This is a genomic window from Alteromonas sp. 5NW40-0090, from assembly GCF_057552975.1.
This window is the reverse complement of the sequence record NZ_BAAJLT010000003.1, coordinates 260,602-282,940: the sequence shown is the minus strand read 5'-3', so window position 1 is coordinate 282,940 and position 22,339 is coordinate 260,602. Positions and strand designations below refer to the sequence as shown.

Sequence of the window (22,339 nt, the reverse complement as noted above, 5' to 3'; positions counted from 1 at the left end):
TACTAGAAACGAGAAAACGTCGGAGTGCCCCCTAACGAGGCAAATATCAGCAAGGCTAATAGCGCACAAGCGCCGATGCCCATGCAAATCCGCCTCCGAATGCTTCTAGTAATAAATGCTGTCCGCGTTGAATGCGCCCGTCTCTGATAGCTGTATCAAGCGCTGTAGGCACAGTAGCAGCAGAGGTATTACCATACTGCTCTAACGTAAGCACTACTTGATCAAGAGACATATTCAGCTTTTTAGCTGTCGCTTTAATAATTCTAAAGTTTGCTTGGTGAGGTACTAACCAGTCAAGATCAGATTTTTGCATACCGTTGGCAGCAAGGGTTTGTTCTACCACTTCTGAAAGCTTGGTTACCGCCACCTTAAAGACTTCATTACCACGCATCACACCCCAGTTCTCGTGAACCGACTGCTCGTCACCACGGGTTGGATTACCCACGTACAGCAAATCGCCATGAGAGCCTGATGCGTTGATGTGTGTGGAAAGAATGCCAGGTTCATCACTTGCTTCAATAATCGTCGCGCCTGCCGCATCGCCAAACAATATAACCATGGTTCTGTCTTCAGGGTTTATCAAGCGGCTCAAACAGTCGGTACCGACTACAAGAATACGTTTCGCCATGCCAGACTTAATGTATTGATCGGCAACACTTAATGCGTAGCAGTAACCTGCACATGCAGCAGCTACGTCAAATGCAGGGATACCGTCAATATCAAGAATGCGTTGAATTTCACATGCTGTGCTTGGAAGCGCATAGCGACCACTCGTGGTGGCACACACAATCATGTCGATAGATTTCGGGTCAATGCCAGCCATCTCAATGGCTTTCTTACTGGCTTCGGCCCCCATGGTAGCAGCGGTTTCATCTGCTCCAATAATACGTCGCTCTTTTATCCCGGTACGGTCAGTGATCCATTCGTCACTGGTGTCCACCATTTGCTCTAAATCTGCGTTTGTACGCACGTCGCTGGGATAATAGCTACCTGTTCCTATAAAGCGTGAATATTTGCTCAAAGCTGCTCCAACAATACCGTTTCTATCTTTGTCTTTATCTTTTCAGGTAAATGCATCTTTGCTTCTTTCATTGCTTGCACGATGGCGTAATAAAAGGCGTCTTTTTGTGCATTTCCGTGACTCTTGATAACAATGCCGCGCAATCCTATCAGACTCGCACCGTTATACTGGTCGGGGTTCACGCTGTTATAGATAGATTTCAGTAATGGGAAGGCAATTTTTGCCAATAATCGGGTATAAAAGTTCTTCTGTGACTGGCGTTTTACTTCGTTTATCACTAACTTAGCCAGCCCTTCGCTCGATTTAAGCGCTACATTTCCGGTAAAACCGTCTGTTACCACTACATCGGCATGATCGGTGAAAATGTCGTCGCCTTCTACATAACCAATATAGTTTATGCCTGGCGCGTCTTTAAAAAGCTGGTCGGCAGATTTTACCTGCGCGTTACCTTTAATATCTTCTTCGCCCACGTTCAATAAGGCAACCCGTGGCGATGCTATGCCCGCCACCTCTTGCGCAAGCACTGAACCCATAACACCGTACTGGAAAAGAATTTCAGGCGTGCAGTTCACGTTAGCGCCTAAATCTAAAAGAAATACGTTATGGTGCCCTGTTGTAGGCATCATATTAATGAGTGCGGGCCTATCAATGCCTGATAAGGTTTTAAGCAAATAGAATGATAAGGTAAGTAATGCACCGGTATTACCTGCACTTACGCACGCGTTTGCCTCGCCACTTTCGACAAGTTCAATAACGCGGCGCATAGAAGAGTCTTTTTTATTTCGTAGCGCTGATGTAGGCGCTTCGCCCATTTCAACCACTTGTGAGCAATGCTTTATAGTAACGCGGTTGCGTTCAACATTGGTAAGGGGTTGTAAGCTCGAATTGATAATTTTTTCGTCACCGCACAATGTGAAATGCACATCGGGATGAAGTTGGATAGCCTTTACGGCCGCAGAAAGGATAACAGGGGGACCATGATCGCCCCCCATGATATCTAACGCGATGGTTAGTTTAGACAAAATGTAGTCGCCGTATTACGCGCCGATTACTTTCTTGCCTTTATAATAACCGTCAGCGGTCACGTGGTGACGACGGTGAGTTTCGCCCGACGTTGAATCGACAGACAAAGTCGCGCCTGTCAATGCATCGTGTGAGCGACGCATACCGCGCTTAGAACGCGTTTTACGATTTTGTTGTACTGCCATAACTTACTCCTGGTCTCGCTTAAGTTCTTTCAAAACCGCGAAAGGGTTTTGTCGCTCTTGTTCCGGTTCAATCTTTCCAAACGACATATCGTCTTGCTTCACTGTACACTCCGACTCTGCATGAAGGGGCACAATTGGCAAAGATAACAGTAGCTCGTCTTCAAAAATTTGAAGCAGATTAACTTCTCCGTGGTCGTTGACCTCTACCGGTTCGTAAGCCTCGGGAATGATGTCATCGCTTTCCTGTTCTTCTCCCTGCACTGGAGTAAAACAGAATTCCGCTTCCACGGGATAATCGAGTTCACCATTACACCTTTGACAGATAAGTGTTACCTGCGTGGCTAAATGACCGTGAAAAACAGTAAGACCCTGCGCGTCTTTTTCGAACTGCACTTCTGCGTCCACATAGTCACTGCATCGGACAACTGCTTCACTCAATCGTTCCATATCTTTAGACGCAATAACGCCCCGGTAATCGGAACGTTTCATGGCACTTTTAGTCGGTTCAACCGAATGAGGGAGTTTCACTTTCTGCATAGGGCGCGCATGATATAGGGTCAACCCCTTCCTGTCAAAGCAAAATTACGTTTTAACCTATAATAAAACACTGTATGTCACACGCTGTGATATTGTAACATTGCGCTATTAACTGAAAGTACGCAACATATTGATTTTATAAAAGGAGTAATTGTGGCCTCCCTTGTTCTCGCCTCATCATCGCAATACCGAAAAATGTTGCTCGCCAACATTGGTATTCAGGTAGACACTCACGCACCAGATATTGACGAAACGCCCTTTGCGAACGAAAGCCCTACTGCATTGAGTTTACGTTTAGCCGAACAAAAGGCGCACAAGGTTGCCGCCGAATTAGAAAAGGTAAATAGCGACACCATTATTATAGGTAGTGATCAAGTAGCTTTGGTCCAAACCGATGCGGGCCCGCAGCTACTTGGCAAGCCTGGCACGTCAGAAAATGCAGTAAACCAGCTAATGGCATGCCAAGGTAAGCAAGTGTCATTTTATACTGCACTTTGCCTTCACCAACCTAGCGCTAATAAAACGATAACACAGGTAGATGAAACACGCGTTTTCTTTCGCCATAACAGTGAAGCTGCCATTCGCGCCTATGTAGATAAAGAGCAACCACTTGATTGCGCCGGCAGTTTTAAAAGCGAAGGTTTGGGTGTGTTACTGTTTGATAAAATAGAAAGCCGCGACCCTAACAGTTTAATCGGTCTTCCGATAATGCTGCTAAATGAATTACTGGGTGCACACTTCGATGTCGATTTATTAGCAATGGCTGCTCAGTAAGGCTCTAACTTTGTAAAACAGCGCCAGCAAAGCAGTTCTATAGAACCATCGCTATTTAAGCAGCGCTGTTTCTAACTCGCTTATAGAGTGTACAAGTGCCACGGGTGACAACGCTTCTAAATGAACCTGTGCATGAACGCCGTATGATACCCCTATCCTATCCATACCGATAGATTTCGCCATTTGCATATCGTAGGTCGTGTCGCCAATCATCACGGCATCTTTTATTTCATAGCCCAGTTCATCAAGCAACTGTAGCAACATGTCGGGCGAAGGCTTGGATTCTGCCTCGTCGGCGGTGCGTGACGCACTAAAGAAAGGTCCCGTTCCTGTTTGTGCCCACGCTCTATCAAGACCTCGGCGCGCTTTACCTGTCGCAACGGCTAAGGTACATCCCGCTTCTTTCAAATCGCTAAGTAACTGTTCAACGCCATCAAACAAAGGACACGGCGTTGTATCACGGGTAACAAACGCCTCTTTATAAGCGGCGACTAAACGCTCGGCTAACCTATCGTCTTCAATATTAAAAAGCTGTTTAATGGCGGGCTTTAAACTTATACCAATAATGTGGCCTACTTCGTCGTAGGTAGGAACAGGCATCTCACACTGCTTTGCGGCAAGCTGCATGCAGCTAACAATTTTCGCCGCCGAATCCATTAGCGTGCCATCCCAATCAAAGATAACTAGTTTATACTTTGGAAGTTTTTCATTTAATGAAGTGAAAGGCTGTGCTACCACAGCCTGATTCTTTGAATGCATAACTTACAGCGCTTTAAGTGTATTTGAGAGTGTGTCGTCTAATGGCGCGGTGAATGTCACGCGCTCTTCAGTCGCTGGGTGCAGCAATGAAATACTGCGAGCGTGGAGGAAGAGTCTATTCAGCCCTTTCTGGCGCATTGCCGCATCAAAATCCGCATCACCGTATTTTGGGTCACAAGCAATAGGGTGACCTGCATGCAAACAGTGAACGCGAATTTGGTGGGTTCTACCTGTAATAGGCGACGCTTCGACCAAGGTTGCACCTGCGTATTCCTCTAATATGCGATAGCGCGTTTCTGACGGTTTACCATCGTCACTTACGCTTACCATGCGCTCACCCGATTGCAGCACATTTTTGCGAAGCGGCGCCTTAACTTTAAATCGGGTTTTAGGCCACTCACCTGCAACTAGCGCATTATATCGCTTGTCCATTTTACCGGTGCGAAGCTGCTCATGCATGTGGCGAAGGGCAGATCGCTTCTTGGCTATCAAAATACAGCCTGATGTGTCACGGTCTAGTCGATGTACCAATTCCATAAATTTGGCATCGGGACGCAAGGCTCGTAAACCTTCGATTAACCCAAAGCTTAAGCCGCTTCCCCCGTGAACGGCCATTCCCGATGGCTTGTTGATAACAAGTATACGGTCGTCCTCGAAAAGGATATGCGACTCTAATGATGCAATTTTATCGAGCTTTGGCGATGGCGCAGGCGCACCTTCCGACACGCGAACCGGTGGAATTCTGATTAAATCGTCGGCTTGTAACTTATATTCAGGCTTAACACGACCCTTATTCACCCGCACTTCACCTTTGCGTAAAATGCGATAAATCATGCTTTTCGGCACACCTTTTAGCTGGGTGCGCAAAAAATTATCGATACGTTGACCAGCCAAGTCGGCTTCAACCGTTACAAAACGTACTTTTTGGGGAGCTTCTTCTTTCATGCTCTGAGTATACCCCATTGCTATTTCTCTGGGCTAATTGAAAGTGAGAAATAATTGAAAAAAGCCCTTATCGATGCAATTTTAAACAAAGGTAGCTTTTCTTTAAGTCTCTAGCTTTCGTTACCAGCCTACATATTGAGATATACACAATTTATTCACTTGCTTTCCTTGCTAAAAAAGCGTTTTTGGTGCGATAATTAACGACGTTTTTTGGACGGTACAATTCACACATAAGTTTTTGATGTCAGGTGGTAAGTAAAGCCCCTCTCAAAAACGTGAAACCAAGCGTTATAAAAACAACAATCAAGAAAGAGATAGCAATCTATAAAGAATGACGATGCTGCTCAAACTTGTAAAACGAAAAAGTATGGCGTTCGCGTTGGTAGCATCCGCAATGAAAATTATTTTTCAGGCCAACCAAGCTAGAGAGGCAACGACTACACTGCCGTGATAAAGCAACCGCCATTGCTTGCGAACATAAAATAAGTTTGCCGTTAACTAACAGAATTAAATGACACGCAAGCAAATAAAATTGCTTGTAAAAAAGAATACAGTAATAAGGGCTAGTCGCTCCCGACATCCTTAAAGCAGTGTGGCCATTACAGTTTGCTTGAGAATTTGTCTGAAAATAAGACACAAGCGAATTCAATTGAATTTGAGTGCTAAAAACGGCGCTAACATGGCCAACCACCAGGGATAATGCGACGATACAACAAGGTCCCCGTCCAGCCGTGAGGTTGCGCGGTGAGGGTTTGCACATGTCACTTTAATTTTGTGTCTTAACGGCTGTACTAAAAACAGAGTTAGATACAATGAAAAGAATGTTAATTAATGCAACTCAGCAAGAAGAGTTGCGCGTTGCCCTTGTTGATGGGCAACGGTTGTACGATTTAGATATTGAAAGCCCAGGGCACGAACAGAAAAAAGCGAACATCTACAAAGGTAAAATTACCCGCGTTGAACCAAGCTTAGAAGCTGCTTTCGTTGACTACGGCGCAGAGCGTCACGGTTTCCTACCCCTTAAAGAAATTGCCCGCACTTACTTCCCTAAAGGTTACAAATTTGAAGGCCGCCCAAACATCAAAGATGTGATCAAAGAAGGCCAAGAAGTTATTGTTCAAATTGACAAAGAAGAACGTGGCCAAAAAGGCGCTGCTTTAACCACTTTCCTATCGCTTGCGGGTAGCTATTTGGTACTTATGCCAAATAATCCTCGCGCTGGCGGTATTTCTCGCCGTATTGAAGGTGACGAACGTACAGAGCTTAAAGAATCACTAAGCAAGTTAGATCTTCCTGACGGTATGGGCCTTATTGTCCGCACCGCTGGTGTAGGTAAATCTTACGAAGAGTTAGAGTGGGATTTAAAAGTCTTGCTTAAACACTGGGAAGCGATTTCAGAGGTAGCAGAAGAGCGAGAAGCTCCTTTCTTAATTCACCAGGAAAGTAACGTTATCGTACGCGCTATCCGCGACTACCTACGTCGCGATATTGGTGAGATACTTATTGATAAAACCAGTATCTACGAACAAGCGTTACAGCACATTCAATTAGTACGCCCTGACTTTGCCAACCGCGTAAAGCTTTATCGTGGTGAAGTACCATTATTTAGCCACTACCAAATCGAAAGCCAGATTGAGTCTGCTTTCCAACGCGAAGTGCGTTTACCGTCTGGCGGCTCAATTGTTATTGACCCCACTGAAGCACTAACGTCAATTGATATCAACTCTGCCCGCGCAACTAAGGGTGGCGATATTGAAGAGACAGCGCTAAATACTAACTTGGAAGCAGCAGACGAGATTGCCCGACAGCTGCGCCTTCGCGACCTAGGCGGATTGGTTGTTATCGACTTCATTGATATGACGCCAGTTCGTCACCAACGTGAAGTTGAAAACCGCATGAAAGACGCGGTAAGAAGCGACAGAGCACGAGTACAACTGGGTCGCATTTCTCGCTTTGGCCTTTTGGAAATGTCTCGCCAGCGTTTACGCCCTTCTCTAGGTGAATCTGCTCACCATGTGTGCCCGCGCTGTTCTGGTCACGGTACCATTCGCGGCACTGAGTCTTTGGCACTGTCTATTCTTCGTATATTGGAGGAAGAGAGCATTAAAGAAAACACAGGGCAAATTGAAGCGCAGTTACCCGTTCCGGTAGCGACTTATTTACTTAACGAAAAGCGTAAGTCTATTCAGCTTCTAGAAAAGCGCCACGGTGTTGACTTGTTACTTATTCCTAACGCAAATCTAGATACACCGCATTACCAGGTATTACGCAGACGCCCAGATGACGTTGTTTCGGAAGCGAGCTATGACGTAGAGTTAATGCCTGCGGTAGAAGCTGAGACGGAAACGACGACTTCTGCACCGGTTAAGCGTGAAGAGCCAGCACTTAAAGGCCTTGTTGCACCAACGGCTGCACCTGTTGTAGCGCCAAAAGAAGAGCCAGCGAAGAAAGCCGACGATGTGCCTTCGCTATTTGCACGATTTGGTAAGTGGATTAGTGATTTATTCGGTAGCGAAAGCGAAGAAGAAACCAATAAAGACAAGAAGCCACAGTCTGGTAATAAAAATAGAAACAACCGCAGCCGCAACAATGACGATCGTCGTCGCAAGCCGCGTAACAAGAATAATCGTCGTGGCAATCAGTCTCAAGGTAAAGACCAAAACCGCGATAGTGAGCAGCAGGATAATCGCAAACCGCGCAGCGAACAACAACGAGACCAGAGACAAGACCAGCGTCAAGATCAAGATGATAAGCGCAATAACAAAGGTCGTAAGCCTCGTAAGGCACAGCAACCACGCGATGAGCAACAAAAGCCTAAGCACGAAAGGCAAGATGGCGAGCAGCAAGAGAACCAAGCGCAGAAGAAACGTGAAGTTGCTGAACGTAGAAAACGTCGTGATAAACGCCGCAGCGTTCGTGTGAAGAAAGATGACAACGCGGTAAATACTGCTGAACAAAACGAAGCGCAGGCCGCACCAGTAGCCAAAGAAACGCCAGTGCAGCAGAAAGCTAAGGCTGACACTAAGCCGAAAGCGCCGAAAGCAGAGACTCCGGTTGAAAACACGGCAGAGCCGAAGCCGGATGCGCAAAAACCAACAGTGAAAGCAGAGAAAAAGTCAGCTGAAAAACCTGTTGAAGCGAAGCCAGTATCGGATGCTGTTAAGGGTGAAGATGACTCATCTGCGGTAACTAGTGATGCCGTTGAAAATACTGATGCAAATACCGACGCTAATAGTGAAGAGCAAGGTCAGAAGCGTGAAGGCCGTGGCCGTTCACGCCGCTCTCCACGTCATGTTCGCGCAGCAGGTCAACGTCGTAAGAAAGAGTCGCAGCAAGTTGACGATACAGACACGCAAGCTAAACAACCTGGTGAGTTGTCACCACAGCAGGCGGAAACTGAAGTTGAAGCAACAGCTAAAACCGAGGCACCTGTTGTTGAAGAAACACAAGCGCAAGAGCCTGGACAACTAGCGCCGGCAGACGAGCAACCCGTTTCTAGACAAGATAAGCAAGAAAAAGCTAAGCTCGATGTTGAAGCTGTTCAAGACGAACTTCAGTTTGATGCAGAGCCTTCAGCGGGTATAGAGCCTTTAGCGGGTAAAGAGCCTTCAGCGAGCGATAAAGTTTCTGCGGAAGAAGTAACTTCAGCAGAACCTGTTAATTCAACTCAAAAGGAAACGTCAGCTGGCGACAACGCCACGACTGAAGTCGAGTCTGCTCAAGCGACCGAAACTTCTGTGCAAGAAAGCAGCGCCGAAGAAAAGGCCCCGACAGCACAGACTGAACCTGCAGTTGAAGGTAAAGCAACGCAAGCTAATACTGCGCAAGAAGCTACGGCGCCAGAAGCTAAAGACGAAGCAACAGCATCGCCAGAGCAAGTTGAAATAAACTTGGCTGACGCACCTGTAGTTGCAGAACCAGAAGCACAGGTGCAAGAAGCGAAAGCAGATACGCCAGCGGCTAAAGAAGAAGCCGAAAAAACAGCAGCGCCTTCTTCGAGCTTAGCAGCGAGTGGCAAAGGAAAGCGTGGTGCATCGCACCCTATGGCATTGCCTGCAGCAGTAAACGACGCATTTGTTGATGTAGCGCTTACCGCTAAAGCTGACGACACACGACCTGCACTTGCAGTGTCGGGTAAAACTGCGGCAATGTCGCACGTTACTTCGCGTGCATCAGCAGTAACAACGCTTCCTCAGTCGGTAGATGACGTTGCCGAAGTAGCAGCAGTAGCTGAATAAGTTTCAGCTGCTAGTGCGCTACTAGCTAATTGACGTAAAAGCCGCTTTCGAGCGGCTTTTTTGTTTGTTAGTGTACGTTTAACATCGAGTCCGAGTTGAGAATAAAATGTCAGATACGGTAAACCAGCAGTATATAGATTGGTTAGGCCAAGTGTGTAACGCGCAAGTATTAGACACACAAATGATTCAACCTCTTTGGAGTGGCTACGGTGCGTGCTTTCGTGCCACTTTGGCCTATTCCAATAATACTTTCTCAAAGAACCACGACGAGAGTAGCCCTTTACAAGAAAGCCAGTATCACCGAGCTCAACAAAACCCACGTGACGCGCAACAAGGTGGAGAAGAAGCCGCGATAAAAGTAGTCGTGAAATGCGCCACTCCGCCACACAGGCTCTCACACCCTAAAGGCTGGAATGGTGAAGCTAGCCACAACCGTAAGCGCCAATCTTTTAAGGTAGAGAATTGTTTTTATAACGATGTTCAAGTCCAAACGGATGCTTCGTGTCGCACAGCTAAATATTTAGGGCACAGCCAACAGGGCGAAGCCTCCCTTCTTGTTATGGAGGACTTAGCACACAGCGGCTATTCTCGCACCGCCTCTTCCCTTACCGCTGCACAGTGCATCACTGTTCTAAAATGGCTAGCCAACTTTCATGCACGCTTTGTCAATGTAAGAGATGAATTTAATTGCCGAAATATACAGTTATGGCCTGAGGGCACTTATTGGCACTTGGCAACCCGTAAAGACGAGTTTCACGCCATGCCGGATGGATCACTAAAACAACATGCTGTCGCTATAGCTAACACGTTAAGCAACGCTCACTATCACACTTTGGTGCACGGCGATGCTAAAGTGGCTAACTTTTGTTTTACCGAAGATTTTTCTGACTGTGCAGCCGTCGACTTTCAGTACGTGGGGTATGGCGCAGGCATAAAGGACGTGGCGTATTTTTTGGGCAGTGCCCTGTCGACCCAAACCCATATGAAGTATCGTGATGCACTGCTTAATAGCTACTTTAAAGCGCTCGAAGATGCGCTTCACGCTCGATTGTCTAGCAATGACAGCCAAACCTATTTCAAGCGTGCTGATATTGCCCTAATCATTGCTGAATGGAAGTATTTGTATTCCTTCGCCTGCGCTGACTTTTATCGGTTCTTGGCGGGTTGGAGCCCCGAACACTGGAAAATAGATGAAGAGCTTCAGTATCAAACAGATATCGCCTTGTCTATTCTAGAGCGCAGTACTTAAACGTTTACTTTTTCATAGTGAGCATGACTAGGCCTGCTGGCCTTCGTTGTAGAACACAGGTCAACAGGCCCTAGATTCGTGCTTTTATAAACACGTTTTTTTCTTCTCCCCGCACCCTTTTGTAAGTTCAATTTTCACATCAATTCAACCGGCATATCGCTTGTAGCCCACCAGCTCAGAATCACTTTTATTGCCGTGAGACTGCACTATTAAATTACATTTAGCGTATATAGTTAAAACAATCATAATGCCGCTGCCAATGTACAAACGTAAACTTTATCTTTTTGGGCTACTGTCCACATTTATCTTGTTGATAGCATTGGCCAGTGCAGCTATTTCTGCACATTTAACACGCACTAACCTAGCGCAAGCGCAGCTCGCTCAATCTCTTCTGTCAGAACACCAACAGTTATCAAGTATTTCCTATAGGCTTTTCAAACAGCTAACCGATGAGCTTATTTTTGGCAAGAATGCGAACCAAGCGAAAGTGAGAAATAAGCAACAACAAATAGAAAACTCGTTGAACCGTATAAAATCTCTTGAACTTGCACAACGCGAAGCACTAGGGCTTGAGGCAACGCTAGGAAGCGTTGAAGATACTGATGAACTTGAGGCGCTTATTCAAGGCATTGTGGAAGAGTTTAGAGCTATCGCGCTAAGTAACGACAGCACCCCACTTAACCAACAACAGCGCCTTCAAACATTACTAGAGGTTACTATCGACAACCAGTTTAGGGAGGCCATCAACTCTGCAGTAAACCGCCAGACAGGCGTTGTATCGCGCATTAACGCTAGCATTGAAACGCTAAACACCAGCATTGTGTGGTTTACTATCAGTTTAGGCCTTATCACCTGTCCTTTTATTCTGCTGGGTTGCTATTGGCTATTCAATGCCCTGTATCAGCCGCTAACAGTCATTCGCACGGGTACCGATGCCATTACCTCGGGAAACTATCACTATCGATTGCCTGAAACCCTGGATAGCGAATTTACTGACTTGGTCAAAGCACTAAATTCCATGATAGCGCGACTACGGGAACACGAAGACCAGGCTGATGCCCATCGTAAGCACTTAGAGTTTGAAGTGGAAAGCCAAACCCGGGCGCTAAAAGAAGCCAACAATAAACTCACTCAGTTAGACACAAAGCGCCGTCAATTTATGGCTGATGTTAGTCACGAATTGCGCACGCCGTTAACCATTATTCGCGGCGAAGCTCAGGTTACTTTAAGACAAGCTGCAGCTAGCAACGAGATTTATAAAGAAACGCTAGAAACCATACTTGAGCAAGCCGTGAACTTAAGTAAGTTAGTTGATGATTTACTGCTGCTAGCGCGCGCCGAGATGCACGAATTTACAGTAGATTTGGTTAAATCGGACTTACATAACCTGCTTATACAAAATATGTCTTTATGGCAAAAGCTCACAAAGCCAAGAGACTTAGATCTCAAGTGGCTAGCCAATAAAGAGGTCCAAGTACTCATCGACAAAGACAGAGTTGTGCAGGTACTGACCATCCTTATCGAAAACGCGCACAAATATTCTTATCCCGATACGCCCGTTGTGCTGCGCGTCGAAGGCGAAGGTCCGAATATCAATGTATCAGTCATTGATAGCGGTGAAGGTATTTCTTCAAGTGATTTGCAGCACGTTTTTGAACGCTTCGTTAGGTTAAAACGCAAAGGCAATGGAATGGGGCTAGGTCTGTCCATCGCTAAAGCGATAGCAGAAGCCCACCACGGTACATTGAGTGCGCATTCCACATTAGGTAAAGGCTCGCAGTTCACGTTGACGCTGCCAGTGTTACAAGACCAACTGACGCCCTAATAACAACCGTTAAGTAACATCGAACGACTAGGATCATAACAACAATGAAAATTCTTATTGCTGATGACGAAGCCCCCTTACTACGCTTTCTTTCACGAGGCTTAAGCGCTGAAGGTTTCGAATGTATCGAAGAATCGGCATTACACAACTTAGTCACGCGCATTCGCCACGAAAGCCCTGCTATTATTGTACTTGATCGCATGTTTGGTGATGAAGATAGCGTAGCGCTGCTGCCCGCGATCAAATCGCTTCCCCATGCCCCTATGGTTTTGTTGCTAACCGCGGTGGACGAAGTGCGCGAGCGTGTGAATGGTTTAAAACAAGGCGCGGATGACTATTTGTGCAAGCCATTTGACTTTGACGAACTGCTTGCGCGCATAACGGCTTTACGCCGAAGAGTAACGAATACACCGGTTACCCATTTAGGCCTCACCATCGGACCATTAAACATCGATGACGAGTCACGTATTGCGACTTTGTCTGGAGAAGAGATTTCACTCACCAAGCTAGAATACGACATGCTCTACTACTTCGCCGAAAACGCTGAAAAAGTGCTGTCTCGAGAACGCATACTAAGTCGAGTATGGCGAAGTCACAGCGATCCACTAACTAATGTTGTTGATGTATATATCAGTAGGCTGCGACAAAAACTTCACAGCAGTGATGCCATATTTATTGAAACTCTGAGAGGCAACGGCTATCGGTTGACCATCAGAAAATAGTCGTTTCGTCTCATTAGCTATTGCATTCATGTGTTATCCCGTCTAACTTGAACACTCGTTCAAAAATTATAAAGGATAACTATGGCTCGCTCACCTTCTTCATTACTCTCTAGGCTATGTTGCGCAACCGCTGTAGGCATTAGTCTATTGTCATCACCTGCCTTTGCTCAGACAGACACCAGAGATGCCGCGCAGCCCGATAAGAATACAGCAATGTCCGCACGTGAATTGCGAGCACCAAAGGTTATCTTTTTCGATGTTAATGAGACCTTGCTTGACCTGACCGCCATGCGCAGCTCGGTAGGCAAAGCCTTGGGCGGTCGAGATGATTTATTGCCACTGTGGTTCTCTACTATGCTGCATCATTCACTGGTTGATTCAACAACGGGTCGCTTTCATACCTTTGGAGAAATTGGCGTTGCCTCCTTGCTTATGGTGGCTGAAATTGAAGGTATTGAGTTGACCGAAGCGCAAGCGAAAACGGCAATTGTCACGCCATTGCGAAGCCTTCCGCCCCACCCTGATGTGCGCGATGGCTTACAGGCACTTAAAAACAAGGGTTATAAACTAGTAAGCCTTACCAACTCGTCTAATCGAGGCGTATATACTCAATTTAAGAATGCTGATCTTTTATCTTATTTTGACGAGCGACTAAGTGTAGAAGACATCAATCTGTACAAGCCCGATACGCGCACTTACGAGTGGGCTATTGAAAAAATGGGTATAGCAGCAGAAGACGCTATGTTAGTGGCGGCACACGGTTGGGATATTGCTGGTGCAAAACAGGCAGGCTGGCAAGCCGCGTTCATTTCACGCCCCGGCAAGGTACTTTACCCGTTAGCAATAGCGCCTGACACGGTGGTAAGCGGACTAGATGAATTAGTCTCCCAATTACCCGATGCCAAATAAGCGTTAGGGTTGATGGTATCTAAGTGCACATAAAAGCACAGCTTATCGGTTGGCACGGGTGAACATAATTATGAGGTTAAACGCCTGGGCCATGAAAAGTCATGCCAACCAATATTTCGAGCAAGGCACTGAGCTACGCTGTTGCCGTGCCTGCTCTTTTCATATCGATGTGAGGAATATCGTCTTCCAAGTACATAGTCGAGGTGGCTTCAAACCCAAAGCTTTCATAAAACCGTTTTAAATACTCTTGCGCGCCAATTTCAATATCACAGCCTGGCCATAACGCCTCACAATGATCAATGGCTTCACGCATAAGTGCTCTGCCCGCCCCTTTACCTCTGAACGCTTCGCTGGTAGCTACTCGACCGATACTCACCGATGGATAACTTACCCCTTCGCCAAGTAATCGTGCACACGCTACCAATTTGTTATCTTGAAACCCCATTAAATGATGAGTTTTCGGATGGCGGTCTTTTTCGTCAAGCTCCGGATAGGCACAGTTTTGCTCAACGACAAAAACATCAACCCGCAGCTTGAGCAAGTCGAAGAGTTGATGATTAGTCAGTTCATTAAATGTAAGTGATTGCCAGGAAACCATGTTGCCTCGATGATTTTTTATTATTAACGTTTGAGTAGCGCCTTTAACAGATCCTGTTAAAGTTTTAGATGTCAAAATGCAAATTTTAAGATGCTAACTTTAAAATCTCTGCGACGATAACGATTGGTTTAGTGTAACGCAACCCATTTTACTCGCAACTTATGCTACAGCCTGAGCACCACACGCGTAGGCCAAGATACTCTGGAATATTCAGGCCTTAGGGTTAAGATACTCGTTGTTCGCCAACCCTGCCTTTACATAGTCAATGAACATTTTAACCTTAGTAAGGTTCTTACGCCCTTCAACACTTACCACCTGTATAGGCAACTTTTTGTCTTCCACATCTTCTAACAAACTTACCAAATCACCACTTCTAAGTGCTTCAGCAACCTGATAGGACATCAACCGAACAACCCCAACGCCTGCAATGGCGGCGTTAATAGCCGCTCTGTTTTGGTTGGTTTGAAAACGAGGTGTGAGCTTAATGGCAATAGGTCTGCCGTTTTTGTGATACTTCCATACCGCTGGCTCGTTAAAGCGCGTCGGTCTGTGTTTTTGGGATAATGAAACAGGTGACCTTCTGTTTATTAAAGCAAAGACGAGTATCAAATCCCTAGAATCGAATATAACCGTAATTGAAGGTGCAGAGCGCTTTGTGTCTCTTTCGGTACTCTCGGTAACCCATATTTCGGCTGTGTATCCCTACTCCCATGAGATCACAGACATGTCCCCCTATGCACTAAAGACAGGCGACTGGAAATAAGCGGTTAATTGATGAACCCTATCATCTAGTTAGCGTAATCAATTGGAATACCGTAACCAGAATGGTTACGCTGTTTAGACAATAAGTCTTGGTTAGGTTTTGTAGACAAGGGCAAATGCCCGCGTAGACACAGGGGCAGAACATGAGTGATAAGCGTAACATCAAAATGTACAACAAACCCGCTGGCGGATGGGGAGCATTAAAGAGCGTCACCCAAAGCTGGCTGCAGAGCGAAAAACCACTTAAGAATTTAAGAGCGATGCTCAAAACCAACCAAGATAAAGGGTTTGACTGTCCGGGATGTGCATGGGGTGAGTCACCAGAAAATGGATTAGTTAAGTTTTGTGAAAATGGCGCTAAAGCAGTGAACTGGGAGTCTACAGGTCGCTATGTAGACCCAATATTCTTCTCTAAATATTCGGTCGATGCACTTAAAAAACACACCGACTACTGGCTGGAGTCACAAGGTAGACTCACCCACCCAATGCGCTACAACGCCCAGACAGGCCATTATGAAGCCGTTTCATGGGACGACGCCTTTGCACTTATCGCTAAACATCTAAATGGTTTACCTTCACCTCACCAAGCAGAATTTTATACCTCAGGGCGCGCGAGTAACGAAGCCGCCTACCTATATCAACTCTTCGTACGCGCGTTCGGTACTAATAATTTTCCCGATTGCTCGAATATGTGTCACGAAGCCTCGGGACAAGGTATGAAGCCCACCATTGGCGTAGGTAAAGGCACGGTTACATTTAACGACTTCGAAAAGGCCGACACCATATTTGTTATAGGTCAAAACCCAGGGACTAACCACCCTCGCATGCTAGAGCCGCTGCGCGATGCTGTAAGAAGAGGCGCTCAGGTAGTTTGCTTTAACCCGCTAAAAGAGCGCGGGTTAGAAAAGTTTCAACACCCTCAGCATCCCATTGAGATGTTAACTAATGGCTCAACCCCAACCAATACCGCTTACTTCAGACCAGCACTTGGCGGAGACATGGCGGTTGTGCGCGGCATTGCTAAATGGCTGCTGACCTGGGAACACGAAGCCAAAGCGAACAATGCTCCCCCCGTATTCGACCACGACTTTATTAATGCACATACCAACGGCATGAATGACTATCTAACTGAAGTTGAAGCGACGAGCTGGGAGCATATTGAAGCGCAGAGCGGTTTATCAAAAGACGAAATACGCCACGCGGCTACCATGTACCAGCGTGGTGAACGGGTCATTATGTGCTGGGCTATGGGAATTACACAGCACAAGCACTCTGTTGCTACAGTTCAGGAAATAGTGAACGTCCAGCTATTACGAGGAAACGTGGGCAAGCCTGGTGCAGGACTCTCTCCCGTTCGGGGCCACAGCAATGTTCAGGGAGATAGAACCGTCGGTATTAACGAAGTACCGCCTAAAGCCTTGCTCGACGCGCTAGAAAGCAAGTTTAACTTCGCCGTTCCACGAGAAAGAGGTCACAATACCATTCAAGCTATTCAGGCTATGGAAAGTGGTGAATCTAAAGTTTTTATCGGCCTAGGCGGTAATTTCGCCCAGGCGACGCCAGATACGCCGCGTACTCATGCTGCGCTATCACGATGCGACTTAACCGTTCATATCGCCACCAAACTAAACCGCTCTCACCTAACTACAGGTAAAGACGCGCTTATCTTACCCTGTTTGGGGCGTACTGAAATTGACATGCAGGCAAGCGGGCAGCAGGGCGTGACTGTGGAAGATACGTTTTCCATGGTCCATATTTCTTATGGCCAACTTCCGCCAAGCTCGCCCGAACTTCGCTCTGAACCCGCTATTATTGCTGGCATTGCGAAGGCGACATTAGGCAACACGCCGGTAGACTGGGACTTCTTAATAAGCGACTACGACAATATTCGTGAGCTCATTGCCGATACCATAGACGGTTTTAAAGACTTTAACACCAAGCTCGCTCAACCAGGTGGTTTTCATTTAGGTAATGCAGCAGGTGAGAGACGCTGGTTAACACCATCGGGCAAAGCCGAGTTTGCTACTAACGCCCTGCCTGATTCACTGTTAAATGCTGACCTCGTTGCTAAAGGTGAAGAGCCGGACCTCATTTTACAAACACTGCGCTCTCACGACCAGTACAACACAACTATCTATGGTATGGATGACCGCTACAGAAACGTGTTTGGCGCGCGGGACGTTCTTTTTGTTAATGAACGTGATATTCAGAAGCTTGGATTTAACGATGGCGATAAAGTCGACATTACGTCAATGTGGAACGACGGCAAAACACGCCAAGTTAAACAGTTTATGTTGGTGGCTTACGACATCCCGCAAGGTCAAGCGGCAGCATATTACCCCGAAACCAATCCGTTGGTACCGCTAGAAAGCTACGGTGATGGCACGTTCACACCAACATCGAAATTCATCGCAATCAAACTTTCAAAATCAGAGGCAGATGGACGAATAGCGGTTTCTGCAGTTTAAGCTTATTAAATTTGGCCCCGAGCGCAGGGCCATTTAAATGCTCTTTGAGCCTTACGCCCCTTTAAACTTGTGGTGAATAAGCCCTTGGTGGATCATATTTAGGCACGTGGATAAGGGAAACGCCATAGCGGTTAGCCCACTTAACTGATAATGCAGTAGGTGCTGAAAGCGTGACGACCAAAGGTAATTTCGCTCGTATCGCTTTTTGTACTAGTTCTAAGCTACAGCGGCTGGTCAGTACTACAAGGAAATCCTTCTGATACAGTTTATTAGCCGCGATTGCCCCAATTAATTTATCAAAAGCATTATGCCTTCCTATATCTTCACGACACGCCAATACATTGCGCTCAGTATCAAGATAAAGTGCGCCGTGTACTGCACCGCTCTGCTGCGCTAATGCTTGAGCGTTGCTTATAAGGCTACGCAAACCTTTAAACCAGCTCACATCGGGTAAAGGCGATACATCAATAGACGTCAATTGAGGCAAAGCGTTGTCTAATGCCTCAACACCGCAGAGCCCACAGCCCGACGCTCCCGCCAATTGCCGTTTATTTTCCTTTAACTTCCAGAACGCCTGATTGGCAATTTCAACTTCAGCATTGATGTGTTCTTTGTGATGCGTTAATTCAATACCGTAAAGCTGGCGGGGATGTTCGATAATGTCGTTACTTAAACTGAAGCCCAGAATGAAATCTTCAATGTCTTTTGGCGTTATCAGCATTACGGCATAATTAATACCGTTATAACTAATGCTTAAAGCGACTTCTTCGGCAAGGGCAAACTTTTGAGTATAGGGTGCAGCATCTAAAACCAATGCGTGCTGTTCAATATTACTTTTCATGTGGCCAATCACCTGGAGTATTCACATTCAGCCACTCTACGTCATCTTCATTAGACATATTTGCGAGACGCTTTTTGTTATCGCTTTCATCTTTAAGCGCTGTTTTTTTGAGGTCGGCTTCTTTAAGAGAAACTGCATTGAGAATTTCTAAAAATCCTACCACTCGTCTTTTACTTTGCTCAACTAGATAGTTGGCTAAGAGGGCTTTGGTGTTCTGCGTAACGGGTAAATAGAAAGGCAAAAAACGTTTTTCCACATAACATGCCTTTTCAGCCTCGCGCCCTCGCGAAATTAATATTCTCAAAAGTTCGGGCGTCATCTGCGGCATGTCAACGGGAAGAACAAGTAGTTCACAAGGATTGCCATTGTGATTATCAGATTGAGATAGTGCGTCTAAAACAGCATGTACACCGCTAAGCGGACCTGCATCTTCAATTTTGTCATTCAAAAAGCCTGGCGCGTTGCGGCTAATTAACACTTTATCGCAACTCGCTGCCTGTAAAAGTAACGAAGCATTATCGATGAGAGTACGGCCCTGATAACGCATAAGTGCTTTATCTTGCCCCATTCTGCGCGATTGACCACCCGCAAGCACTAAACCGATGAGTGTCGTATTCACTTTACTCACTGCATATGCCCCCTTTGTTGAAAATCTCCTCATATCCTTTTAAAAACTCAAAGCATTGCTTGGCAATGGGAGAGCTGGGTTCGCCTTTTCGCATGATGAGCCCTAAAGGCGAAATGGTTTTACCATCGTCAACAGTAACATAGGCGAGTCCTAAATCATCATTGGCCTTTGCGACGTTGGTTGGAAGGATCGTACAACACATCCCCTTTTTCACTGCTTGCAGTAAACAATGAACCGAGTCTGATTCAATAACAGGCTCATTGTTCACGCCCACATTTGCCATGTTTAACGTGATTGACTGCCTAAAGTGCATTGAAGGTGTTAATAATCCAAGTGGCAGTGATGAAAGAGACTGCCAGCTTAGGGTACCTTGCTCAAAGCAGTAATGATTAGCGTTATACACCAACACCATAGGTGTAGCTTTAAACGGCAAAATATGGAAGTGTTGCGCGCTCATGCCTTCTAGGTAACAAAGACCCAAGTCAAGCTCGTTACGGTGTAGCGCGTTAACGATATACTCACTGCTATGTGTTTGTAAGGAAAACTGTAGTGCACTGTGCTGTTTTGAGAGGGTGTCAATAATGTCGATAGGATCGACACTCGCTAGAGGAACGGCACCGATCCGAAGTCGGCCAACTAAGGCGCCTTTGCACGATGCAGCTTCCGCTTGTAATCCGTCACACGCCGCTAAGATATTCCTTGCCCATGCCAAAATTCTTTCACCTTCCGGTGTAAAGCCTTGGAATCTGTGGTTGCGAGCCACCAACTGAATGCCAAGCTCATCTTCTAAATTATGAAGACGTGAAGAAAGCGTGGGTTGTGTAACATTGCACGACTTAGCCGCTTTACCGAAGTGCTGCGTCTCATCTAACGCGACCAGAAACCGGAGCTGACGAATATCCAAAGACCAATACCTTAATCATGATAGATAGCTTCTATCATGATTTTACCAATGGAACGCTTGACTTGTAAGTACATTAAACGCATGCTTTTAGAATAAGCCAAAAATTCCAAAAATATGTGCACGTGCTGATTGATAGAAACTATCACTCAAGATTATTCGCTCAGCATAGATTTAGGATTTTGTTCTGCGCAAGCGCTGCAACGCTGCTAGACCGACATCGCCTGAAAAACTTGTAGACGACGTGTACTAGCGCTTGTTGACCTTTGATGATGCCTTCTTACAACAAGCCCCATTGAAAATAGAAATAGCCATATCGTTGCGGCTTCACTTACTGCATGAGTAACCGTAGTCAAATAGCCAATATCAGCAAACGACGCTACAGTCGTATCACTTAACGAAATTGGATATGGCCCCAAATACCCTGTCATTACGTCTGATGAACCACCAGGCCAAGGCTCGTCCCAGTGACTGTTGGCAGTGCCGGCTCCTCCCCCTAGTTCTACAGGAATAAATGTGGCGTTTTCAACAAACTCGCGGCGATAAATTTCCAAAGCGTACTCTCCGGTGTAACGCCCTGAACCGCTGGCGTAGTTAGATTGGCTGCCCGCAATAAAAAAGTCGGTCGTCCACAATGTTCCAAATCCAATAACATGGGCCATCTCGTGTACGATGACATCAAAAAGCGTACCGCGACTTTCTAAGCTAGCAAGGTCTGCCTTATCAAAACGCATGCGGCCTTTATTTGCATAAACAAAAGTGCTGTCTGGTAGCTGAGTGATACCCGTTGGGCCAGCACTACCCAATACGCCACCCACACCATCAAGTGCAACGCCACTCGCATCTATAACAATATTGTGATTAAACTCGCTTTGAACGCCTATCAGATAAGACTCCCAATAAGCGATTGCATCATCAAAAACACTGGATTGTGAAGGTGTTAAACCACCAAGATCGTTAATAGAAATTTTGAATAGTCCTGCATTTGCTGAAAAAGACACACACAACGACACCACAACACTGAAGAACCACTTAATTGAGACACCCATAGCCCCCCTCCAAAACTAAGAAATAACGTTCGATGCAAATAAAATGAGTAACGTAGGCCTGTTTATCTTTGCTGTATTTCAAAGCTCAACAGGGTAAGGACTAAAAAAAACTATAGTAGAGAAAACCGTAAGTAGTTATGAGAAAGATTGCTTGTTAACGGCAAAAGTAAAAATTACTAAAGATCAACGTGTTGAATTTTTTAACAGAGAATGCTTAACGGTAAGTCGTTCGCCATTGGCACAATGGCGTATTGGGAGGGGGCGAATTATTGAAATTTTTTTACGTCTACTTTCCCGCTTACCACGCTCTGTGATACAGAGCGCGGCTGCGAGAATCAATTAGAGGGCCTACCAGGTTAAATCATCTGGAATTTCATAATCGGCGTACCAATCATCTTCTTCTTCATCTTTACCATCGGCTCCGCTCTTATCTAAATCAGCACGGTAAATAACTGAAGCCTCGTCGCGCTGCGCAATTTTGTCAGCAACGGGGGCTGGTACTAGTTCATAAGCGTCATCTAACAATACAACAGCCAAACGACCTTTTGTCACTTGCTTGTGCATCTCTTCACTCACATACAGACGCTTTACTACGTTGTCGTGTGTAAAGTTAAGTAAGGTTTCACCATTGCGCGGTTGTTTGTTTACGGTAATAAGCTGCCTTACCTGAGCAATAATTGAGCGCTTCTCTCGCTCCTGCTGCTGAAGCTGGTTTAGCTCGCGTGAGCGCGCTTTTTTCTCTTCAGCTGCTTGTTGAGCAGCAATAGTCGCTTCATCAACGACAGGTTGCTTTTGCTTATTCTTTTGCTTTTGTTTTTTGCGTTTATCTGCACGCGCTTGCTTTGCAGACGCTTTATCGGCCAAACCGGCTTTCAGTAGTTGGTCTTGTAAGGAGGCCATAATTA

20 protein-coding genes are annotated in these 22,339 nt (G+C 46.0%); 7 read left to right on the top strand and 13 right to left on the bottom strand.

Annotation, left to right across the window (positions count from 1 at the left end; all coding sequences use genetic code 11):
* Nucleotides 1-55: 55 nt before the first annotated feature.
* Genes AC27KT_RS05230 through yceD form a run of 4 tightly spaced genes read right to left on the bottom strand, consistent with a single transcriptional unit; the run spans nucleotide 56 to nucleotide 2,766 of the window.
* On the bottom strand, nucleotides 56-1,021 hold the full coding sequence (locus AC27KT_RS05230; protein ID WP_014949212.1) for a beta-ketoacyl-ACP synthase III: 966 nt from the start codon (nucleotides 1,019-1,021) through the stop codon (nucleotides 56-58).
* Nucleotides 1,018-2,043, bottom strand: a complete 1,026-nt coding sequence (plsX, locus tag AC27KT_RS05225; RefSeq protein WP_487127990.1) for a phosphate acyltransferase PlsX — start codon at nucleotides 2,041-2,043, stop codon at nucleotides 1,018-1,020. The genes AC27KT_RS05230 and plsX overlap by 4 nt, the downstream gene beginning before the upstream one ends.
* A gap of 15 nt (nucleotides 2,044-2,058) precedes the next feature.
* On the bottom strand, nucleotides 2,059-2,229 hold the full coding sequence (rpmF, locus tag AC27KT_RS05220; RefSeq protein WP_012518206.1) for a 50S ribosomal protein L32: 171 nt from the start codon (nucleotides 2,227-2,229) through the stop codon (nucleotides 2,059-2,061).
* 3 nt (nucleotides 2,230-2,232) lie between these two features.
* Nucleotides 2,233-2,766 (bottom strand): 23S rRNA accumulation protein YceD, encoded by a 534-nt coding sequence (yceD, locus tag AC27KT_RS05215; protein WP_179983187.1) that lies wholly within the window; start codon nucleotides 2,764-2,766, stop codon nucleotides 2,233-2,235.
* A 153-nt stretch (nucleotides 2,767-2,919) separates the two neighbouring features.
* Between yceD and AC27KT_RS05210 the strand changes: the two genes are divergently transcribed.
* Nucleotides 2,920-3,540, top strand: a complete 621-nt coding sequence (locus AC27KT_RS05210) for a Maf family protein (RefSeq protein WP_487127987.1) — start codon at nucleotides 2,920-2,922, stop codon at nucleotides 3,538-3,540.
* A gap of 51 nt (nucleotides 3,541-3,591) precedes the next feature.
* Here AC27KT_RS05210 and AC27KT_RS05205 read toward each other — a convergent pair whose 3' ends face one another.
* A complete protein-coding gene (locus tag AC27KT_RS05205) occupies nucleotides 3,592-4,299 on the bottom strand; it encodes an HAD-IA family hydrolase (protein ID WP_487127985.1) in 708 nt (235 codons plus the stop codon).
* Nucleotides 4,300-4,302: 3 nt separating this feature from the next.
* On the bottom strand, nucleotides 4,303-5,244 hold the full coding sequence (rluC, locus tag AC27KT_RS05200) for a 23S rRNA pseudouridine(955/2504/2580) synthase RluC (protein ID WP_014979112.1): 942 nt from the start codon (nucleotides 5,242-5,244) through the stop codon (nucleotides 4,303-4,305).
* Between the two features lie 812 nt (nucleotides 5,245-6,056).
* On the opposite strand from rluC, the gene rne reads away from it, so the two are divergent.
* The 5 genes from rne to AC27KT_RS05175 all read left to right on the top strand — a co-directional run bounded on the left by rne (nucleotide 6,057) and on the right by AC27KT_RS05175 (nucleotide 14,187).
* Nucleotides 6,057-9,482, top strand: coding sequence for a ribonuclease E (gene rne / locus AC27KT_RS05195; RefSeq protein ID WP_487127983.1), 3,426 nt, complete (start codon nucleotides 6,057-6,059; stop codon nucleotides 9,480-9,482).
* A gap of 106 nt (nucleotides 9,483-9,588) precedes the next feature.
* Nucleotides 9,589-10,731 (top strand): phosphotransferase, encoded by a 1,143-nt coding sequence (locus AC27KT_RS05190; protein WP_487127981.1) that lies wholly within the window; start codon nucleotides 9,589-9,591, stop codon nucleotides 10,729-10,731.
* Between the two features lie 259 nt (nucleotides 10,732-10,990).
* Entirely contained in the window at nucleotides 10,991-12,556 is a 1,566-nt protein-coding gene (locus tag AC27KT_RS05185) for a sensor histidine kinase (protein ID WP_487127979.1), read from the top strand.
* Nucleotides 12,557-12,600: 44 nt separating this feature from the next.
* Nucleotides 12,601-13,278, top strand: coding sequence for a response regulator transcription factor (locus AC27KT_RS05180; protein WP_487127977.1), 678 nt, complete (start codon nucleotides 12,601-12,603; stop codon nucleotides 13,276-13,278).
* A gap of 81 nt (nucleotides 13,279-13,359) precedes the next feature.
* Entirely contained in the window at nucleotides 13,360-14,187 is an 828-nt protein-coding gene (locus AC27KT_RS05175) for a haloacid dehalogenase type II (RefSeq protein ID WP_487127975.1), read from the top strand.
* A gap of 133 nt (nucleotides 14,188-14,320) precedes the next feature.
* Here the strand turns inward: AC27KT_RS05175 and AC27KT_RS05170 are convergent, their stop codons facing one another.
* Both AC27KT_RS05170 and AC27KT_RS05165 read right to left on the bottom strand, forming a co-directional pair.
* Nucleotides 14,321-14,785, bottom strand: a complete 465-nt coding sequence (locus AC27KT_RS05170) for a GNAT family N-acetyltransferase (RefSeq protein WP_487127973.1) — start codon at nucleotides 14,783-14,785, stop codon at nucleotides 14,321-14,323.
* A 210-nt stretch (nucleotides 14,786-14,995) separates the two neighbouring features.
* Nucleotides 14,996-15,394 (bottom strand): LysR substrate-binding domain-containing protein, encoded by a 399-nt coding sequence (locus AC27KT_RS05165; RefSeq protein WP_487127971.1) that lies wholly within the window; start codon nucleotides 15,392-15,394, stop codon nucleotides 14,996-14,998.
* A gap of 296 nt (nucleotides 15,395-15,690) precedes the next feature.
* Between AC27KT_RS05165 and AC27KT_RS05160 the strand changes: the two genes are divergently transcribed.
* Nucleotides 15,691-18,015 (top strand): FdhF/YdeP family oxidoreductase, encoded by a 2,325-nt coding sequence (locus AC27KT_RS05160; protein WP_487127969.1) that lies wholly within the window; start codon nucleotides 15,691-15,693, stop codon nucleotides 18,013-18,015.
* Nucleotides 18,016-18,076: 61 nt separating this feature from the next.
* On the opposite strand, the gene fdhD is transcribed toward AC27KT_RS05160, so the two are convergent.
* The 5 genes from fdhD to AC27KT_RS05135 all read right to left on the bottom strand — a co-directional run bounded on the left by fdhD (nucleotide 18,077) and on the right by AC27KT_RS05135 (nucleotide 22,334).
* A complete protein-coding gene (gene fdhD, locus AC27KT_RS05155; protein ID WP_487127967.1) occupies nucleotides 18,077-18,856 on the bottom strand; it encodes a formate dehydrogenase accessory sulfurtransferase FdhD in 780 nt (259 codons plus the stop codon).
* The gene (gene mobA, locus AC27KT_RS05150) at nucleotides 18,846-19,484 is read right to left on the bottom strand and encodes a molybdenum cofactor guanylyltransferase (protein ID WP_487127965.1); all 639 of its coding nucleotides are present in this window, start codon (nucleotides 19,482-19,484) and stop codon (nucleotides 18,846-18,848) included. The genes fdhD and mobA overlap by 11 nt, the downstream gene beginning before the upstream one ends.
* A complete protein-coding gene (locus AC27KT_RS05145) occupies nucleotides 19,477-20,388 on the bottom strand; it encodes a LysR family transcriptional regulator (protein ID WP_487127963.1) in 912 nt (303 codons plus the stop codon). The genes mobA and AC27KT_RS05145 overlap by 8 nt, the downstream gene beginning before the upstream one ends.
* 206 nt (nucleotides 20,389-20,594) lie before the next feature.
* Entirely contained in the window at nucleotides 20,595-21,434 is an 840-nt protein-coding gene (locus AC27KT_RS05140; protein ID WP_487127961.1) for a leishmanolysin-related zinc metalloendopeptidase, read from the bottom strand.
* A 348-nt stretch (nucleotides 21,435-21,782) separates the two neighbouring features.
* Entirely contained in the window at nucleotides 21,783-22,334 is a 552-nt protein-coding gene (locus AC27KT_RS05135) for a DUF2058 domain-containing protein (protein ID WP_014976306.1), read from the bottom strand.
* Between the last annotated feature and the right edge of the window lie 5 nt (nucleotides 22,335-22,339).

Excerpts from the sequence above, each read along its gene's own strand:
- rluC (WP_014979112.1), bottom strand. The coding sequence starts at position 5,244 with ATGAAAGAAGAAGCTCCCCAAAAAGTACGTTTTGTAACGGTTGAAGCC.
- AC27KT_RS05160 (WP_487127969.1), top strand. The coding sequence starts at position 15,691 with ATGAGTGATAAGCGTAACATCAAAATGTACAACAAACCCGCTGGCGGA.
- rne (WP_487127983.1), top strand. The coding sequence starts at position 6,057 with ATGAAAAGAATGTTAATTAATGCAACTCAGCAAGAAGAGTTGCGCGTT.
- AC27KT_RS05190 (WP_487127981.1), top strand. The coding sequence starts at position 9,589 with ATGTCAGATACGGTAAACCAGCAGTATATAGATTGGTTAGGCCAAGTG.
- yceD (WP_179983187.1), bottom strand. The coding sequence starts at position 2,766 with ATGCAGAAAGTGAAACTCCCTCATTCGGTTGAACCGACTAAAAGTGCC.
- fdhD (WP_487127967.1), bottom strand. The coding sequence starts at position 18,856 with ATGAAAAGTAATATTGAACAGCACGCATTGGTTTTAGATGCTGCACCC.
- AC27KT_RS05140 (WP_487127961.1), bottom strand. The coding sequence starts at position 21,434 with ATGGGTGTCTCAATTAAGTGGTTCTTCAGTGTTGTGGTGTCGTTGTGT.
- AC27KT_RS05185 (WP_487127979.1), top strand. The coding sequence starts at position 10,991 with ATGTACAAACGTAAACTTTATCTTTTTGGGCTACTGTCCACATTTATC.
- AC27KT_RS05135 (WP_014976306.1), bottom strand. The coding sequence starts at position 22,334 with ATGGCCTCCTTACAAGACCAACTACTGAAAGCCGGTTTGGCCGATAAA.
- rpmF (WP_012518206.1), bottom strand. The coding sequence starts at position 2,229 with ATGGCAGTACAACAAAATCGTAAAACGCGTTCTAAGCGCGGTATGCGT.
- AC27KT_RS05175 (WP_487127975.1), top strand. The coding sequence starts at position 13,360 with ATGGCTCGCTCACCTTCTTCATTACTCTCTAGGCTATGTTGCGCAACC.
- AC27KT_RS05180 (WP_487127977.1), top strand. The coding sequence starts at position 12,601 with ATGAAAATTCTTATTGCTGATGACGAAGCCCCCTTACTACGCTTTCTT.
- AC27KT_RS05205 (WP_487127985.1), bottom strand. The coding sequence starts at position 4,299 with ATGCATTCAAAGAATCAGGCTGTGGTAGCACAGCCTTTCACTTCATTA.
- AC27KT_RS05170 (WP_487127973.1), bottom strand. The coding sequence starts at position 14,785 with ATGGTTTCCTGGCAATCACTTACATTTAATGAACTGACTAATCATCAA.